This is a genomic window from Adlercreutzia sp. CNCM I-6215 (assembly GCF_977072315.1).
The window spans coordinates 105,530-123,817 of the sequence record NZ_CDRVMA010000005.1 but is presented as its reverse complement, the minus strand read 5'-3'; the positions used below and the strand labels follow the sequence as shown (position 1 = coordinate 123,817).

Sequence of the window (18,288 nt, the reverse complement as noted above, 5' to 3'; positions counted from 1 at the left end):
GGCACAGGAAGCCCCCGCCGGCTGCGGCAGGGGGCGAAGCATCCTACGGAAACTTCGGGAACTGGGTGAAGTCGGGGGCGCGCTTCTCTTTGAAAGCGTCGCGGCCCTCCTTGGCCTCGTCGGTGGTGTAGTACAGAAGCGTGGCGTCGCCGGCCAGCTGCTGCAGGCCCGCAAGCCCGTCGGTGGCGGCGTTGAACGATGCCTTCATGAAGCGCAGAGCCGTGGGGGAAAACTGCATCATCTCGGCAGCCCAGGCCATGCACTCGTCTTCCAAATCGTCGAAGGGCACGACCTTGTTCACGAGGCCCATTTCCAACGCCTCGTCGGCCGTGTACTGGCGGCAGAGGTACCAGATCTCACGGGCCTTCTTCTGGCCCACGATGGCAGCCAGATACCCCGCGCCATAGCCGGCGTCGAAAGAGCCCACCTTAGGCCCGGTCTGGCCAAACTTCGCCGTGTCGGCCGCAATGGTGAGGTCGCACAGAATAGAGAGCACATGCCCTCCGCCGATGGCATAGCCGTTCACCATGGCGATGACGGGCTTGGGCACGACGCGGATGAGCCGCTGCAAATCGAGCACGTTCAGGCGCGGGATGTTGTCCTCGCCCACGTACCCCCCGTTGCCGCGCTTCTTCTGGTCGCCGCCGGAGCAGAACGCCTCGTCCTCGTGGCGGCCGCCGTGGTTCACACCGGTCAGCAGAATGACACCTACGGACGCATCGTCGCGCGCCTCGGAGAAAGCGTCGTACATCTCCATCACCGTCAGCGGGGTGAACGCGTTGCGCCGCTCGGGCCGATTGATGGAGATCTTCGCCACCCCATCGCACAACTCATAGCGAATCTCGCGGTACTCCTTACCGCACTTCCAATCGTAGTTGCTCAAGCTTCTCTCCTTCAGCTCGCCAGCATCGCCGATAGGCATGTTGTCTCAACTGGCATAATACCGTAGAAACTCGCTATCGATAGGCAGAAATGCCTCCGAAGAAGGCCGTTCAGAACAACTTCCCCACCAACGGATACCGCCGGCCCCTAAATCCCGAATTCCTGAAAGAGCTCGTTGCGGCGGTGCGGGTTGGACGAAGCCTCAGCAACATCGTCAATGCGAGACGCCTCCAGCAATTGTGCAACCAAAGCTCCGAAGCGATCTTCGCCCTGCTCGATGCCCTGCTCCATCCCTTTCGCCAGGCCTTCTTCCATGCCGCTGTTGTAAGCATTTCCGAGGCCTTCTTCAACGATCAGCTCCGCCTGAATGCGAGCGTCTTCAATATAAGTCAGCATGTCCAAGCCCTTCTGTCTCCACACGGCATTGCCATTGGCGCGCCTCACTGCCGCTGCAATATCAGCCACAAGCGCATCGCCATCCTCTTCCCCGGCTGCCACGTATTTTAACAGACTGCGTAGAGGCCCTTCTGCCAAGGTCTCCCAAGCCGAAGCATTGAGCACCACCCAATGGAACCCATGACGAAGATCGACCGCCTCATCCTCGCAGCAAACCATTTCGAAATGATACACGGGAAGCGCCGCGTCGAACTGATCCTCAGTGCAGATGAATACGACGTAACTCTCAGCAAGATTCCGGTAAGGCTGGCCCCGTCGAAGAGCCGACGAGTCCATCGCAGATTGATAATAGCGCATTCGCCGGCCAAGCTCCTTCATCGTGTAGGCCTGAATTTCCACATCGTAAACAGCATTCGCGGTACTGGCGAAAGCATCAAGCCGCACGCCTTTCGCCCCCAGTCTCGGTTCGACGGTTCGCTCCACCTCCACGTTGCGTACGCGGTCAACCGGTTCTCCCAGCACCACCTCTAAAAGGCGACGGCAAATATCATGTTCATTGGTCATAACCTGGTTAAACATAGGCCATTCATGGAACAGCAAATCTCTTGGCTCGTCCATCGTCGGGCTCCTCTCTCATTGGGAGAACCTATGCTAGCCGAGCACGACCGCAAAAATGACGCAAGAATGTCCCGATTGATTCCTTGCGCCAACCGCAATAGAATCGCACAATACAAGGAAGGACAACGCACGAAGTGGCCGCATCCGAAAAGGAGCGACCACTTGCGAGGGAGGGGCTACAGGGATGGTATCTTAGGGCTTAGGATTCGGCCAAGTGCTCACCCAAGGTATAGCCCAAAGTAATAGCGCTGCCGATGCTCACCCCCGGAATCGGGGAGAAGTAGGCTGCACCGAATCGTTGACCTAAACAGTTGCCGGCCGCGTACAGACCGGGAATGGGATCGAGAGACTCACCGAGCACATTGCAGTACTTGTCGGTCATGAGGCCACCGACCGTGACCATAACACCACCCACATGGTCAGGTCCCGCCACGACGCCCATAAAGGGCGGCGTGTCCAGCGTGAACAGCACCCGCGAATCCTTTCCAAAATCCTCGTCCACGCCCGCTTTCGCCAGCTCGTTATATCGCTCAATGGAGGCCATCATATTCTCCTTGGCCTCGCCTTCAATGCCCATGTACTGCGCCAACGTATCCCAGTCCTCCGCCACGTAGGTGCCTCGGCCATCGCCTTCGGCCCCATTGGCAAGACCCTGGTCGAACTGAGCGGCAATGTTGGCAATGTTTTGCTCTTGGGGATCGAAGCACGTGTGGCCAGACACCGAGTAGGTGCACGTTTCCTTAAGCTTGGAATCGAAGAGCGTGTAATAGACATTCTGCTTGATGCGGGCGGCAGGCTTGCCCGTCCACGTGGGATCGCCGAAGAACTCGTTGCAATAGCGGTTGCCCTTCTCGTCCAGGTAAATGCCCACGCCAGGATTCATGGAGGGAATGGCGAAATCGCCGTTCATCGACCCAAGAGGACGAGGCTCTAGGCGACCGCCAGCCCAAACGCCCATCTTGATGCCCGAGCCGTCCTTGCCGCCCATGGCGTCATGCCACTCCGTAATGCCTTCCTGCAGACAGTCGTTGGCGGTCACGCAAAGGTCGGTCATCATTTCCTTGTCGGCGCTGAAATCGCCCGCCGCAAGCACAACGGCCTCGTTGGCGCGATAGCGATGGTAGGTTCCGGCGGCATCTACGCACACCACACCCGTCACGGCATCGCCGTCCTTCTCCAGATAAACACCCTTCCGATCGAAGATGAGCTGCAGATTGGGCAGCTCAGCGAGCGAGGCAAAAATCGCCTGGTAAACCTCGGTCATATTGTGCTCGTTGCCCATGCCCCACTGCACCGTGCCCGTCCAGAACTTCTGACCGGCAATCTCATCGAGCATGTTCTCGTGACGTGGCCAGTAAGAGATGGTCATGGTCTCCAGAAGCTCCGCAGGCACCTTCTCGAGGAACCAGTCCACGGCCTCGCCGCTCCGCGTCGCGTACTGCATGATAAGCGAGGGGTTGGCGGCATTCTGGCTGCGCATCATCCAGTCGTTGAAGAACTCCACGGGATCAACCTCGGGCACACCGTGATCCTTCAGATACTGGGAATTCAGGTGCCCGATGTCGTTGCCGATGATGGTGTAATACTGCTCCTCGAGCGCCTCCAGCAAAACAACGCTTTTGCCGCTCTTCTCGGCGGCGCTACGGGCCGTTGCCGTACCGGCATGGCCCGCACCAATAACAACGATGTCGGCCACGGTCTCATCAACGATGGCGTCCTCCGCCACAGATTCCGGCGCTACGCGCCACGAACTCGTCTCGGCCGCATCGGCCACCGTCCCCGTCTCCGACAAGGCCTCGCTGGAAGTTTGCTGCGCCGGAGCGCATCCCAAACCCGTCGCCGCGACCGCTCCCAGCATACCCGTGGCCACTGAGCCTTTGAGAAAATCCCTTCTGCTGATCTGTGCCATTTCCCTTCCTCCTTTTTCTGCGGGATTCACAATGACGGCAGTGTAGAAGGGAATCGGAATGCGCGAAAATACCTCTGTCGATTTGGGAGCAGTCATCTGTCTAATTGGACGATCCAGCCATCTCGCGCGGAATAAGAATATTGAGGGCAAAGCGTCCGTCTCTTGCCTCGATCTGCAACGTTCCCTCGTAACGTTCGATAGCCGCTCGAATACTCTTCAATCCCAAACCGTGCCCCTGCGCATTCTCTTTGTTAGTGGCAGGCAGCCCGTCGCGCCACTTGATTTCTCCCGCAAACGTATTCTCGAAGTGGAGGTAGAGCCAATGCTCGTCCCCATGGATGCGCACCATGATCTCGCGAGCGACCTGTTCCGGCAGACGCATCTGAGCTTCCACGGCATTGTCGAGGGCGTTGCTGGCGATGGCCACAATATCGCCGGGGCGCATGAAGTCCATGCACTGCGCATCCACGAACAGGACGAGTCGTATGTCCAAATCGCGGCAACGCTGGGCGCTCAGCGACAGCACGGTATCAAGCACCTCGTTGCCCGTTTGCAGAAACTGCTCTTCTCCAAAAGACGTCTCAAGCGCCTCGTTGGCATAGGCGATACGCTCCCCTTCCGATTCAAGACGGGCTATATACAGAAGATGATGCTTCAAATCATGGTGCTTGCGCTGAATCTCGTCCATGGCGCGACGTCGCTGGTCGTATTGGTTGGCCTGCATCCTCATCACCGCTTCCAGCATGCGCGCGCTCTGAGCCTCTTCGCGCATAAAGGCGACATTGTCCACGCCAATCATCACCAGCACGCTCGTGAGACTGCAAAGTTCGTAGAGGAAGAGTCCGAGCGTGTCAGGTACTCCGGTTCCATGGCCAGATTCCAAAGCCTCAATGAGGTATCCCACCGTCAGCACAGGCACCATGGAAAGAGCCATGGGCACGAGCTCCCTCCATCCGATTTGCTTTGGTTGAACCCGTATGCAAAACCTTTTTAGCAGAAAGAAAACTCCAAACGTGAGCCCCGCAGGCAACAGAAGATACACGGTCGCCTCCACGGGATATTCCAGCAGCACCGCATGATTGGCCAGGTTCATGCCCTCCCGCGACAAGGCAAAAGCCGCTGCGGCTTTCTCGACGGCAATTTCTACCAGAAAGAGGATGAAAGTGTAGTAGAGCGTCTCTCGAGAGCTGATGCAATATCGAAGCCGGACAAAGACATAGAGCAGCCCAAACAGCTCCGTCAGCCGAAATGGCCCATACTGATCGGCTTGTAGGCCATCAAGACCGCTTCTTAAAGCAAGCAGCAGCGGCATAACCGTCAAAAGAGCACTGCGAAAAAGCCGCTGCACCGCCTCCGATTCTCCCATCTCCCGCAACGGAAGACCCCGCATAAAGTAGAGAATGCCCGCGAGCTCGAGGGCGAACAGCAGGTAATCGTACAGGACGATCATCGAAGTTTTCCGCCCGCAAGCTGACCGGCAAGCGCCTGCATGAAGGCTGTCCTCTTCTGCTTGCTTATGGGCACCTCACCGCCGGGTACAATGGCGCTGTTGCCCGTCACGCGCTCAACGTACATGAGGCTCACGACCGCCGAGGCATGGCAGCGAAAGAAGCGCCTATCGTCGTTGAGCTTGTTCTCGAAATCCGTCAGTGACTCATAGACCGAGTAATCGCCATCAAGGGTATGGACGTGAAGTTTCCTGTTTATCAGCTCGGCGAAAAGAATACGATCGGTACGCAGCCGCACCAGTCCATCGGCGTTGTGAATCGTTATAAATCGCGGTTGCTCGTCATCGTAATCGCGGCAAAAGAGTCGCATCTTCTCGCTGAAGCTTTCCCACTCGAGCGGCTTCACGATGAAATCCATGGCCCGTACCGCATAGCCCTGCACCGCATATTGACCGAGGTTCGTAATAAAGATGATCTTCACCCGCTGGTCAATGGCTCGAATCTCTTCCGCCACCTGAATGCCGTTTGCATCGGGCATTTGGATGTCGAGAAACACCGCATCGTAGCGCTGGTCAAATACCGACAGGAAATCGAAACCATTGCAGTACGTATCGACGATAATCTCTCGTCTCTGCTCGCAGGCAAAGCGCGCAAGGAAGCTTTCGATGAGCTCGCGCTGCTCTGCCTCGTCGTCCACCACGGCGATACGCAACACAGGCGCCTCCTTCCCTTCAGCCAATATATGATAGCGAAAGAGGCGCCTTACACGGCGCCCCTTGCCCCTTTGGAACGTTCGCCTGTCTCTTTTGTGCTACATTCCCTCGGTTTCGAAGCGCTTCTTCAGGGCTTCCTGGTGGATGGCGTGCTGCAACGCCACTTCCTTGGAGATCGTGCCCTCCTTCACCAGGCGATGCAGGCTCTGGTCCATGGTGCGCATGCCGGCGCCGGACGACGAGGCGATAACCGAGTCGATCTGGTGGGTCTTCTCCTCGCGAATGAGGTTGCGGATAGCCGGCGTGGCGGTCATGATCTCGAAGACCGGCACGATACCGCCATCCACTGTGGGCACGAGCTGCTGGCTCACCACGGCCTGCAGCACGAGCGACAGCTGCATGCGAATCTGACGCTGCTGGTTGGCCGGGAAGGCGTCGATGATGCGATCCACCGTGGAAGAGGCCCCGGTGGTGTGCAGCGTGGAGAACAGAAGCTGGGCCATCTCGGCGGCGGTCATGGCCGTACCGATGGTCTCCTGATCGCGCATCTCGCCGAGCAGGATGACATCCGGCGCCTCGCGCATCGCGCTACGCAGCGCCTCGGCGTAGGTGGCGACATCGGAGGGAATCTCGCGCTGGGTGACGATGCAGCCCTCGTGACGATGCACGTACTCGATGGGGTCTTCCATGGTGATGATGTGCCCCGTGCGCGCCTTGTTCAGCTTGTCGATGATGCAGGCAAGCGTCGTGGACTTGCCGGCGCCTGCAGGACCGGTGACCAGCACGAGGCCCTTCTGGAAGTCGGCGCAGGCCATGACGTCGTCGGGGATGTGGTAGTCGGCGGGGTTGGGCAGCGTGAAGGGGATGACGCGAATGACGGCGCCCAAAGACCCGCGCTGGCGGAACACGTTCACACGGAAGCGCCCCATGCCCGGCACGGCGAAGGAGAAGTCGTCGTCATGGTTGTGGCCGTCCGTGAAGATCTGCTCGTCGCGGCCGGACAGCTCGTAGATGGCGTCCACCAGCTCCTTAGTATCGGCGGGCATGAGCGGCGCCATGTCCATGCGCACCTGACGGCCATCGGCGGTGTAGGTCAGCGGCAGGCCCGCGACGATGAAGACATCCGAGGCCTTCTTGTCGATCATTTCCTGCAGCAGTGCCTTCAGTTCCATAGAAGCTCTCCTTATCTTTCTAGCCGAGCCACAGGTTCTCGCCTGTGCCGTCGTCGATCCATTCCGTTGTGACTTTCCATTGCTCAATGGTGTAGGTATTGTTTTGAATCCGCAGCACGATGGCCAGCGTGCGACCGCTTTCCATCGAGAACGTAGCCGAGATGAGCTCGCCGTCGCGGACAGTCGAATCGCTGTAGCGCTGCAGAACGTCCTCCAATGTGCCTTCAGCCAACGCGGCGTCCACGTCGGCGACGAACTGCTGGCCGACGGATTCTAGCTGATAGGTCTCTGTGGTCGTGGCCGCTTGGCGCTCGGTGGTGGAAAGCTCCGCCAGCGATGTCGTGACGGAAAGCACCGTGAGCACGGCCAGGCACAGCACGATGATGAGGGTGAACAGGCTGATAGGACCGATGCGCACCGAACCGTGGGGCTTAGCCATGGGACACCTCCCCTTCGGTTGGAGCCGCGTCCGCGCCATCGGCGGCCGGACCGCCGGTCGCGCCCACCACGGGCGGCGCCGCAGGATCATCCAGCACGACCGACCGCGTCGCATCGTCGGCCGCACCGGTAGCCGAACGGGCGGTACGGGCACCGTCGGCGGGCACATAGCGCGACGTCTCCAGCGCGTACACGGGGCTCTCTTCCCACTTCTCGAAGCAAAGACCGCCAGGGGCAAATCCAATGCCTTCCTCGGCTGCCTTGGCCGAGTCATTAAGAACCCGCACCTTCCACACCTCAAGCGTCAGGTAGTGCATCGTCCCGGCTTCGGTGTCCTCGGTGCGAAACGTGCACTCGGCAGACAAGAGGTCGGAGCCGTTCTCTACCTCGTGCGCCGGCTGCGACAACCAGCGATCGGCCATGGGGTCGGCCTCGTAGGCTTCCTTGAAGGCAATCGGATCGGCGGCGAACTCCTCGGCCACATTCGAGGCCAGCACGAGCCCGTCCATCAGATCGGCGCTCTCGCGACCTATGCGGTCGGCCTCGGCGTTCAGGTTCATGAGCACCGCCAGCGAGCCCGTCAGAAACACGAGCAGAAGCAGCGCCTCCACGATGAAGGCGGCGCCGGGCCACACGGCCCGCTCCTTGCGTACGCGTCCGATGCGGTCGTTGTAACGGGCCAGGCGCGCGTCGGCGACATTCGCCTCGGCCCTATGGGCGGCCACAGAAGCGGACGCCATGGAGCGACGACTCTCGGATCCTCCGGCCATCACGCATCACCTCCCGCCGCGCGCAGAGCCACCGACGTCTGTCCGGCATCGGTGACGATGGTCAGCAATCCTCCCCCGTAGGAGAAGTCGAAGACGGACGACCGCACGATGGCCGTGGCCTTCGACGGGTCGTAGGGGGCATCGGCCAGGGCGTACTCCTCCATGATGACGCCGTCGTAGCGGTACAGGCGCGTCTCGTACACCCCGGAGGGCAGCGTCTCGCGCAGCACCAGGGCCGGGCCGTCCAAAAGGCAGCGCGTGTCGCTGGCGCCGGCTGCTTCGGGCAGCCCCAGCTCCTCGCGGCCTTGGGCGACGACCATGTCGACTCCCTCTTCGGTCACCCAAGCGCAGGCCACCGCATCAATCTGGTCGTTGGCCCGCACATCGTTGGCAAGCAGCGTAAGCGAGAGCCGCTGGTTGTCGGCCGCGTCTCCCTCGCGGTTCAGCCCGCGATACACGTCGGTGCCGGCCAGGATGGCCATCAGCAGCGTCGCCACGAACAGCGCGAACAGAAGCCCTGTGAACACGCGCCCGAAATCGCGCTCGCGCTGACGCCGCACACCGCCGGCCCCGTAGGTCTTGCTCGACGAGGCGAGCCGGGTCGCCCCTTTCAGCTTCTCGGTCATCGCGGCACCACCACCACGCTGGGCGGCACGTTGGAGGCGAAGGCCTCATAGGTGACCGCGTAATCCTGGTGGTTCACAATGAGCCCGTAATGCTCTTCCAAATAGCTGAGGCGCGCCGGATAGGCCCCTTCCACCGCCGCGCACTGCATGGCCGCATCCAGCACCGCCGTGCGCACCGAAGCCGCCGATTGGGCCTCGGTCTGGGCGCTCGTCATATCCCAGGCAAACCACAGCAGCACGGCCAGCACCACGGCCGCGATGACGGCAACCACCCGCCGGGTGCGCCGCTGCTGCATCTGGGCTGTCTTACCGTGAATCATGATGGCTAGCCGATCGAACCCATGATGCCGATCAGCGGCAGCATGACCGAGATGAGCGTGGCCCCCACGGCAATGGTGAGAAAGGCGGCCAAAGCCGGCTCGATGTTGTCAATGGCGGCATCAATCTGCAGAATGGCGTCGTCGAAGAAGTTGGCCGACAGGCGATCGAGCGCCGCGTCCAGCGAGCCGGAGCGCGTGCCGATGGTGAGCAGGCGCGCGTGAATTTGCTCGAACACCTCGGCTTCGCTGATGGCCTGAGCGAGCGAGCGCGGGCTTTCCGCGTCAATCATCAGCCCGTAGGCGGCCGTGGCCTTCACCTTAAGCCCCTCGTGCTCCACCACCTCGATGGCGCGCCGCATGGCCTCGTCGGTGTTGATGCCCGAGGCGGTGTAGGCGGCCAGCGCCGAGGCGAACCGGGACACGGCCAGCTGCTCCATAGCGGGACGGGTGGCCGGGAACTTCTCCATAAGGTGCATCACCGCGATGCGCCCCGCTTCCGAGCGGCAGGCGATGGCAGCGCCCACAGCCACGATAGCGCAGATGAGCGTGATGCCGAGGGCCACCCAGCCGATAGCCACCGACACGCCCACGGCCCCCGAGGAGCCGTCGGTGAGCGAGCCAGCCATGGAAACGTACACGTCCTCGAACACCGGCAGAATGATGATAACCGTGAAGGCCAAGATGATGCTCATGATGCACAGCAGCGCCGCCGGATAGCCCACCGACGAGCGAATCTTCGCGAAGAGGCGGTCCTCCTCGTCGTAGTAGACGCCGAGGGAGCGCAGCACTTCCTCCAGGCGGCCCGAGGCCTCGCCCACGCCCACCATATCCACGGCGTAGCGGGGGAAGGCGCCGGACGCCTTCATGGCGACCGCCAGCGTATCCCCGGCGCACAGGCGCCCGTAAACGCTCTCGCAGGTCGCCTGCAGAGCCACATCCCCAATGTCCTCGGAGAGCATTCCCACGGCCTCGTCAGTCTGGATGCCCGCCGCCAGCATCATGGCAACGCTCTCGCAGAAGAGGCTGATGCCTGCGCTATCGAGTTTTGGTTTGGCCATGGCGTCCCCTGCCCTTCTTCTAGTAGGTGTAACGATCGGTATAGCTCGTGCCGTCGCCAATGGTGCTTGCGGCGCCACTGGCGGCAAAGGTCAAATCTACGCGCGTCCAGCTGTTCGGCTTAATGCTTATCTCGACGCTTATCCATTCTCCGTCAATATATACCATGTTCCATGCATGGTACACATCATCAGGAGAAACGTAGCCGGTAATCACTTGGCAGGGAATGCCAAGGCTGCGCAGCATGGCCGCGCCCAGCGATGCGTAGTCGAAGCAGATGCCCGTCCCCGAGGCCAACGTTGCGTCCGGATCGGGCACGTATCCTGTGGCCGAGGCCAACTGGGCGGCCTTGTCGTGATCGTAGGTGATGTTGTCCACCACCCACTGGTAGATGTTGCGCACGACATCGCCCTGATTGGCAGCGCCCTGGGCCAGCTCGCGCGCCTTCGCCACCACGGCGGAGGACTCGTTGTAATTCACGAACATGTTCGGCACGAGGAAGGGCGCCGTCTCACTGGAAAGGTTCACGTTCTCGATGACGCTGAACAGCTCCACGTAGTTGTTACCTGAGGTGTTCTGCATAACGCGAAAGGTGTAGGGGCCATCGCCCATGTTGATGGGCACGATGATGGGCGTGCCGTCGCCGGGCAAATCGTAGTTGTAGCTCATCTCGCCCTTGACCACCTGGAACTTCAGGCGCGCATCGTTTCTCGCGGAAGCGCCCACGACGCCCTGGGCCAGCTGCGAGGTGTCGATGGCGCACTCGTTGCCGGTCTGGGCGGCGCCCTCGTTGAAGGCGACCAGAGCCACCGAACCGGGCACGGAGTAGGCCGGGCCCGAAGTAGTGCTCTCGCCATTGTTCGGGTCGCCCGAGCCTCCGGGAATGCCGGATCCGCCCGAGCCCCCCGAGCTTCCCGACGAGCCGCCGCAGGCCACCAGCAAGGCCGCACACGCCAGCATCAGGGCCACGGCAACGACGGTCGCCGCACGGCGGTATGTCAGTCTGCGCGCCAAACCGCTACAGCCACTCCTTCAGGGTCTTCACCAGAAGCTCGATTTCCATAGGCTTGGACATATGGGCGTTCATGCCGGCGGCACGAGCACGGGCCACGTCATCGGCAAAGGCATCGGCCGTCAGCGCCACGATGGGAATTTCGCCCAGATCGGGACGCGGCGTAATCGTCGTATCGTCGAGGCCCTTGCCCTCGGCGGCGGCGCGAATAGCGCTTGCCGACTCGTAGCCGTTCATCACGGGCATCTGAATGTCCATAAACACCAGGTCGTAGTAGCCCGGCTCCGCGTCGAGCAGCTTCTCCACCGCAATGCGGCCGTTCTCAGCATGATCCACTTCCAAGCCCGTCATGCCCATGATGTCCAGGGCAATGGCGGCGGCGATGGAATTGTCCTCGGTCAAAAGCACGCGATGCCCGCTGAAATCGCTCTGCTTGAGCACCTCGTACTCGCTGGTCGGCTCGCTCTCCTCTTCGGACGTGAGCAGGCCCTTCATCACATGCACGAGACGGCTCTTGAACAGCGGCTTGGCAATGAAGGCGTCCACGCCCACCGAACGGGCCTCCTGCTCGACGGCCGTCCAGTCGTAGGCCGACAGGATGATGATGGGCATGTCATCGGAGACAATCTCGCGAATCTCGCGGGCCGCCTCGATGCCGCTTTTGCCCGGCATCTTCCAGTCAAGAATAACGGCTACGTAGCTGCGCTCATCCTCGACCGAATGGCGCACCGCCTCAACGGCGTCCTCGCCCGACAACACGTAGTCGGGCTCCATGCCGATGGACTTCAGCACCTCGCAAGCGCTTTCGGCGGCAGCCTCCTCGTCGTCGGCCACTAGCACCCGCAGGCCCTCCAAAGGCGTCAGATCCTGATCGTCGCCGTCGCGCAGCTTCATGTACACCGTCACCGTGAAGGTGGTGCCCTCGCCGAGCTTGCTCTTCACGTCAATCGTGCCGTTCATGAGGTTCACCACCGAGCGCACGATGGACATGCCGAGGCCCGTGCCCTCCACCTTCGTGACACGCGAGTCGTTGGCGCGCGTGAACGGCTCGAACACCGTCTTCACGAAGTCCTCGGACATGCCGCAGCCAGTGTCGGAGAAAGTGAACTCGTAGCAGCCCGAGCCCTTCACACGGCTCGGAAGTTCCTTGATGCGCAGGCTCACGGTGCCGCCCTCGGGCGTGAACTTCACCGAGTTGCCCATGATGTTCACGAACACCTGCTGCAGGCGCATGGGGTCGCCCACCACGTGCTCGTGCTGGATATCGGCGATCTCCACCTTCAAGTTCAGCTTCTTATCGTTGACCTGCGGCGTCATGATAGAAAGCAGGCTCTCCACCGTTTCGGGCAGATCGAAGTCTTCCTCCGACAACCCCAAATTGCCGCTCTCAATCTTCGCCATATCAAGCACCTCGTTGATAAGGCCGAGCAAATGCCGGCTCGAGGCGGTGATCTTCGTGAGGCAATCCTTCACGCGCTCCGGATCGTCCAAATACATCGAGGCAATGGCCGTCAGCCCCATAATGGAGTTCATCGGCGTGCGGATGTCATGGCTCATGGAATTGAGGAAGTCAGTCTTCGCGCGGCTGGCACGCTCGGCTTCGCGGAAGGCATCCTCCAGGGCGATGCGGTTCGCAATCTCGCGCTCCTTCACATCGGTGACATCCTGTACCGACAGAAGCACGCTCGTCACCTGCTTCGCCGCGTCGCGCTGAAGCGGCAGCATAGAGGCCTGCAGCCAGCGCACCTCGTCGGTCTCGGGATCCTTCAGGCGGTACTCGAAATGCAAGTGCGACACGTCCGGCGTCAGGTTCTCGCGAATGAACTCCGGCATGAGCTCGGCCTTCATACGCTCGGCTTCCTCGTCATCGCAGAAACGCGTCTGCCAATAGTACCGGAACATATGGTACTCGCCGTTGCGCGGCAGATCGTCTTTAATGCCCTCGTCCTTCAGGTACTCGTAGGTATTGTCGACCAAATCGATCACCGCGAAGCGCTGGAAGAGCGCCAGCGACGAGTTCACGATGCTCGTCACGTGCTCGCTCTCGCTCAAGAGCTTGCGGCGCTGACGCATAACCTGCACCAGCAAGAAGCCCGCCACCAAGGCCAGGGCGCCACCGACCAGGGCCACCAGCATGAGTCCCACCGCGTTTGCCCGGCTCTGCATGCCGTCGGTGATAGAGTTGGGGAAGGTGCGCATGATCAGCCAATCGTAGTTCTCGATAGGCATGACGTAAGCGGTGCCGGAGCCCGAGTCGCCCACGTAATTGAAGGTAACGGAAACGCCGTTTTCCAGCGACGACTCCAAATCGTTGCGGGAGATGTTGCCTGAGGAATCTTCCTCAAGGTAAAGGTCGACGGCGTTTTTCACCCCGTTGGTATAGGTGATGGACGAATGGGCCATCACATCCCCATTGCGCGCGAGCAGGTAGGTATTGGTTTGCTCACCGAAAATGTAGGTGCGCAGGAACTTCTCCATGGAGTCTTCCCGGTAGGCGCCCGAGATAACGCCGACCACGTCGCCCTCGAAGAACAACGGGGTGTAGAAGACAACCGACAGATCGTCGTAGAACAGCGAGTTGTCCACGGCGCACACGCCCGATTCGCCCTCGAAGCCACGCACGAAGTACTCGCGATCAGAGGCATCGGCCACTTGCCCTCTGTCATCAATCGTGCGACCGTCCGCCAAGGAAATGGTGGTGTAATCGAACTTCGTGTAGTTCGCCAGCTGCTCAATGCCATCGGCGCTGATCTCGTCAACGCTCGAAAGCGTGCTCTCGTACATGGAGGACAAAAGCTTGATCTCGGTCTGCGAGTCGGTCATCCACTCGCTGATACGCCGCGCCGATTGCTCGGTGGAACCCTGGAGATACTTCGTGTTCTGCTCGGAGATGCGCTCGTTGTTCATGGTGATGAACAGTACGAACGCGGCGATGACTATGGCCAGCGCGATAAAAATCACGACAATGCGGCCGTATCTCGTTTTGTTGTCTGTTTCAGTCATTCGCTGTGTTCCTTTCAGGCTCGAGACCCTATTCCCCGGCTCGGCCTTCATTCTTTGTGCGATCTCGCGTCAGCCGCACGTGATGTCAAGAGCAGTCGCCAGCGCGCTGCCCGCGCTAGATGATGGCGATGGAATCGACCACCAGGGCATACGCGGCGCGCACAGCCGGCATCAGCTCGGGAACCGCCTCCACCCTTGCCGGCACGCCGGCGTCATCCAAACGCAGCGCATCGGACAGCGCGGCGGCGGCCTCGAACAGGGGCGTGAAGCCCAAGTCGCGGCTCACGCCCTTCAGCGTGTGGGCTCCGCGATAGGCCTCGGGAAGGTCGCCCGCCTCAAGAGCGCTTTCCAGCGTCTGCATCGATGTGTCCTGCAAAAAGATCTTCGCGAACTTCTCGATGCGCTCGTCGGTAAGCAAGCGTCCGCGCACGGTTTCCAAATCGCCGCCCATGGCAGCGTAAGCAATCTCCAACGACATCTCAGTCTCCTTTTATCCCTTGGGTGACAGTCTACTGGTCGGATTCGTCTCTGTCGATGCCCGAGAGCGCCGTATGCGCCTCTTCGAGCAACGAGTCGCGCTCTTCCTCATCCAAATCGTCGTAAAACACATACCCGCTGCGGCCGCCGCGCTTCTTGTGGTACAGCGCCACATCGGCCCGGCGGAACAGCTCGTCGTAGTCGCGCGCAACGCCGTCGGTGACGGCCACGCCCATAGACACCGACAGGGGGAACCCCTCGAAATCGCCCTCGAGCGACTGATGAATGCGGTCGATGAGCGGGCGCGGGTCAACCGGGCACTCCATGCACAGCAAAAACTCGTCGCCGCCCACGCGGGCCACCACGTCCTCGCCGCGCACACTTTCCTGCAAACGCTCGGCGAAGTGCTTCAGCACGCGATCGCCGAACTGATGGCCGTACGTGTCGTTGGCCTGCTTGAAGAAGTCCAAATCGCACAGCGCCAGCACGTGGCGGTCGCGATGGCGGTCGCACTCGCCCTCGGCACCCAGGCGCTCGGCGATCACCTTGCGGGCGAACGCCCCGTTCACCACCTCGGTCAGCGGATCGTGATAGGCTTTGAACTGCAGGTCGATCAGCTCGGCCTGCCTGTCATCGATATCGATGAGCTTGCCGATGGAGCCCAGGTAAACCGGGTCGGAAGGCCCCGACCACAACGCTCGCGCCAGCACGTGGAACCAGCGCGTCTCGCCGCCCACCGTCGCCTCCATTTCCATATCGACCACCGGGTCGTCGATGGCGGTGGCGCGCAAAAGGCGGCTGAGCTTCTGCAGGTTCTCCTGGCCGAACGTCGCACAGAAGGCCTCGTCGTTGTAGGGATCCATGATGATTTCGGGCAGATCGAGCTTGTGGTCGCTCCAGTCGGACAGCACGATCATCGGCGGCTCTTCGGTGAACTCGAACTGCACCTCATTGCTCATGGAAGCGAAGAAGTGGTATTTCATGCGCTCGTAGTCGAGCAGCTCGAGAGTGCGGCTCGAGGCCTCGGCGTCGCCGTTATCCAGCGTCGCCTCGGACAAATGCAGCGAGTCAATCGAAATCTCGCGGCCCGTGATGCCGTGGTTCAGGCGCTTCTCCAGATCGTCCGCCACCGCCTCCAGGCACTCCAAAATCAGCGGGTTGAACGCGCCGCACTCCCCTTCGCGAATCATGCGCAGGCTCTTCGTGGCTGAAGGGCGGCTTGTAGACGCGACGGCTCGTCAGGGCGTCGTACACGTCGGCCAAAGCAACCACCTGGGCCGATATGGGAATGTCGTCGCCCGCCAGGCCGTCGGGGTAGCCGCGGCCGTCCCAGCGCTCATGGTGCCAGCGGCAAATATCCCGCGCTACACGCACGAGCTTCTCGTCTTTGTACAGCTCCAGATCGTCCAGCATATCCGAGCCCACAGCGGAGTGCGTCTTCATGATGGCGAACTCTTCGTCGGTGAAGCGGCCCGGCTTGTTCAGTATCTCCTCGGGAATAGCGATCTTGCCGATGTCGTGCAGGCTGGAGGCCATCGTGATGAGCGAGATGTCCTCGGTGGTCAGCGGATACTGATCGGTCAGGCGCATGAGCTGCGTCAAGATCATCTCGGTCATGGCCTGCACATTCAGCACGTGCATGCCGCTTTCGCCGTTGCGGAACTCCACGATGTGCGACAAGATGTACACCATGAGGTTGTTGGACTTCTCGCGCTCGTACACCTGGTCGGCCACCATGCCCATGAGCGTGCGCTGCTTCTGGTACAGCATGAGCGTGTTCATGACGCGGCGGCGGACGATGTTCACGTCGTAGGGGCGGTTGATGAAGTCGGTCACGCCCAGCTCGTAGGCGCGTTCGATATAGGCGGCGTCGGACTCGGCGGACACCATGATGACCGGGATGTCCTTGATCCAGCCGTTTTTGTTCATGACCTCCAGCACGTCGAAGCCGTTCATCTGCGGCATGACGTAGTCGAGCAGCACGAGCGATATGCCCGCGCCCTCTTTCTGCAACGCCGCCACGGCCTGCTTGCCGTCCTCCGCCTCGATGATGCGGTAGGCATCGCCGATCATGTCGGCAAGCAGTGCGCGATTCAGCATCGAGTCATCAACGATGAGGATCGTCTGCTTCTCACTCAAGCTCGTAATGATGGCTCTCGCCCCCTTTCGAATGCGGCGCGCTTAGTAGCGGCTGTCGAAGATGCGCTTGGTCTTCTTTTCGGAACGCGGCAGCTCGCCCATGGGCACGCCCTTCGCCTCCGGCGTGCAGCCGAGCTTCGCCTTGAAGATGAGCGCGAGCTCCTCCTCGCAGCGCGCCAGCGCCTCGCCTTCAAGCGGCGTCTCGAACAGCACGGTGAGCACGTCGTGGCCATCGACGGCCTCGATCATCACCTGGTATTCGGAGCTGGTGCCGTCGGTGGCCTTGATGACCTCCTCCACCTGGGCCGGGAACATGTTGCAGCCCTTCACCTTGAACATGTCGTCGGTGCGCCCGGTGAGCGTGGCGATGCGTGGATGGCGGCTGCCGCAGGCGCAGGTGCCGGGCACGATGCGCGTGAGGTCGTGGGTGCGGTAGCGGATGAGCGGCGCGCCCTGCTTGCGCAGCGTGGTGAGTACCAGCTCGCCTTCCTGGCCGTCGGGCAGCACCTCGCCGGTTTCGGGATCGACGATCTCGATGTAGACGAAGTCGTCCCAGATGTGCATGCCGTCGTGGGCGTCGCAGGAAATGCCGATGCCCGGGCCGTACACCTCGGTGAGGCCGTAAATGTCGTAAATCTCGATGCCCAGCTCGTCCTGAATGCGGTTGCGCATCTTCTCGCCCCAGCGCTCGGAGCCGATGACGCCCTTCTTCAGGTGAATCTTGTCGCGCAGGTTGCGCTTGGTGATCTCCTCGGCGAGAAGCAGCGCGTAGGAGCTGGTGGCGCAGATGACCGTGGACTTCAAATCCTGCATCATCTTCAGCTGCTTCTCGGTGTTGCCCGGCCCCATGGGAATGGCCATGGCGCCCAGGCGCTCGGCGCCCAGCTGGAAACCGATGCCGGCCGTCCACAGGCCGTAGCCCGGGGTGATTTGGATGCGGTCGAGCGGGGTGATGCCCGCCATCTCGTAGCAGCGGGCGAACTGCGTGGCCCAGTCGATGACGTCCTGCTGGGTGTAGGGGATGATAACCGGCGTGCCCGTGGTGCCCGAGGAGCTGTGGATGCGCACGACTTCCTCGTCGGGCACCGCCTGCAACCCCAGCGGATACACCGCGCGCAGGTCATCTTTCTCGGAAAAGGGCAGCTTTTCGAAGTCGGCCTGGGTGCGCACGTCCGCGACATCGATACCTTCGAACTTCTTCGCGTAGAACGGCGACCGCTCCTTAATGGTGGCCAGCTGATTGGCGATAAGCTCAAGCTGCTCTTTCGTCATTTCCATGGGCGCGCATCTCTCCTTCGGACACATTTGT

General features: G+C 61.2%; 17 protein-coding genes. All 17 read right to left on the bottom strand.

The window, feature by feature from the left end:
* Positions 1–43: 43 nt before the first annotated feature.
* Positions 44–883: a 1,4-dihydroxy-2-naphthoyl-CoA synthase gene (gene menB / locus ACW4LP_RS05520; RefSeq protein ID WP_114538950.1), complete on the bottom strand. Its 840-nt coding sequence runs from the start codon at positions 881–883 to the stop codon at positions 44–46.
* A gap of 146 nt (positions 884–1,029) precedes the next feature.
* The gene (locus ACW4LP_RS05515) at positions 1,030–1,896 is read right to left on the bottom strand and encodes an Rpn family recombination-promoting nuclease/putative transposase (RefSeq protein ID WP_114549368.1); all 867 of its coding nucleotides are present in this window, start codon (positions 1,894–1,896) and stop codon (positions 1,030–1,032) included.
* A gap of 199 nt (positions 1,897–2,095) precedes the next feature.
* Complete coding sequence (locus ACW4LP_RS05510) at positions 2,096–3,805, bottom strand: FAD-binding protein (RefSeq protein WP_306506466.1); 1,710 nt, start codon at positions 3,803–3,805, stop codon at positions 2,096–2,098.
* A 100-nt stretch (positions 3,806–3,905) separates the two neighbouring features.
* Complete coding sequence (locus tag ACW4LP_RS05505; protein WP_114549370.1) at positions 3,906–5,255, bottom strand: ATP-binding protein; 1,350 nt, start codon at positions 5,253–5,255, stop codon at positions 3,906–3,908.
* Positions 5,252–5,968, bottom strand: coding sequence for a LytR/AlgR family response regulator transcription factor (locus ACW4LP_RS05500; protein ID WP_147270675.1), 717 nt, complete (start codon positions 5,966–5,968; stop codon positions 5,252–5,254). The genes ACW4LP_RS05505 and ACW4LP_RS05500 overlap by 4 nt, the downstream gene beginning before the upstream one ends.
* A gap of 96 nt (positions 5,969–6,064) precedes the next feature.
* Entirely contained in the window at positions 6,065–7,138 is a 1,074-nt protein-coding gene (locus ACW4LP_RS05495) for a type IV pilus twitching motility protein PilT (protein WP_114549372.1), read from the bottom strand.
* Between the two features lie 19 nt (positions 7,139–7,157).
* Entirely contained in the window at positions 7,158–7,577 is a 420-nt protein-coding gene (locus ACW4LP_RS05490) for a S4A5 electrogenic sodium bicarbonate cotransporter 4 (protein ID WP_114549373.1), read from the bottom strand.
* A complete protein-coding gene (locus tag ACW4LP_RS05485; protein ID WP_114538947.1) occupies positions 7,570–8,346 on the bottom strand; it encodes a hypothetical protein in 777 nt (258 codons plus the stop codon). The genes ACW4LP_RS05490 and ACW4LP_RS05485 overlap by 8 nt, the downstream gene beginning before the upstream one ends.
* Entirely contained in the window at positions 8,346–8,972 is a 627-nt protein-coding gene (locus ACW4LP_RS05480; protein WP_022741577.1) for a DUF4860 domain-containing protein, read from the bottom strand. Before ACW4LP_RS05480 ends, ACW4LP_RS05485 begins: the two co-directional genes overlap by 1 nt.
* Positions 8,969–9,292, bottom strand: a complete 324-nt coding sequence (locus ACW4LP_RS05475; RefSeq protein WP_041714710.1) for a hypothetical protein — start codon at positions 9,290–9,292, stop codon at positions 8,969–8,971. Before ACW4LP_RS05475 ends, ACW4LP_RS05480 begins: the two co-directional genes overlap by 4 nt.
* 5 nt (positions 9,293–9,297) lie before the next feature.
* A complete protein-coding gene (locus ACW4LP_RS05470; RefSeq protein ID WP_114538946.1) occupies positions 9,298–10,350 on the bottom strand; it encodes a type II secretion system F family protein in 1,053 nt (350 codons plus the stop codon).
* A 19-nt stretch (positions 10,351–10,369) separates the two neighbouring features.
* Positions 10,370–11,362: a transglutaminase-like domain-containing protein gene (locus ACW4LP_RS05465; RefSeq protein WP_114549374.1), complete on the bottom strand. Its 993-nt coding sequence runs from the start codon at positions 11,360–11,362 to the stop codon at positions 10,370–10,372.
* Positions 11,363–11,366: 4 nt separating this feature from the next.
* The gene (locus ACW4LP_RS05460) at positions 11,367–14,363 is read right to left on the bottom strand and encodes a hybrid sensor histidine kinase/response regulator (protein ID WP_455803553.1); all 2,997 of its coding nucleotides are present in this window, start codon (positions 14,361–14,363) and stop codon (positions 11,367–11,369) included.
* 115 nt (positions 14,364–14,478) lie between these two features.
* Positions 14,479–14,841: an Hpt domain-containing protein gene (locus tag ACW4LP_RS05455; protein ID WP_114549376.1), complete on the bottom strand. Its 363-nt coding sequence runs from the start codon at positions 14,839–14,841 to the stop codon at positions 14,479–14,481.
* A 31-nt stretch (positions 14,842–14,872) separates the two neighbouring features.
* The gene (locus ACW4LP_RS05450) at positions 14,873–16,027 is read right to left on the bottom strand and encodes a GGDEF domain-containing protein (protein WP_455803559.1); all 1,155 of its coding nucleotides are present in this window, start codon (positions 16,025–16,027) and stop codon (positions 14,873–14,875) included.
* The gene (locus ACW4LP_RS05445) at positions 15,909–16,979 is read right to left on the bottom strand and encodes an HD-GYP domain-containing protein (RefSeq protein ID WP_455803552.1); all 1,071 of its coding nucleotides are present in this window, start codon (positions 16,977–16,979) and stop codon (positions 15,909–15,911) included. The genes ACW4LP_RS05450 and ACW4LP_RS05445 overlap by 119 nt, the downstream gene beginning before the upstream one ends.
* A gap of 42 nt (positions 16,980–17,021) precedes the next feature.
* A complete protein-coding gene (locus ACW4LP_RS05440; protein WP_114548457.1) occupies positions 17,022–18,257 on the bottom strand; it encodes a phenylacetate--CoA ligase family protein in 1,236 nt (411 codons plus the stop codon).
* Between the last annotated feature and the right edge of the window lie 31 nt (positions 18,258–18,288).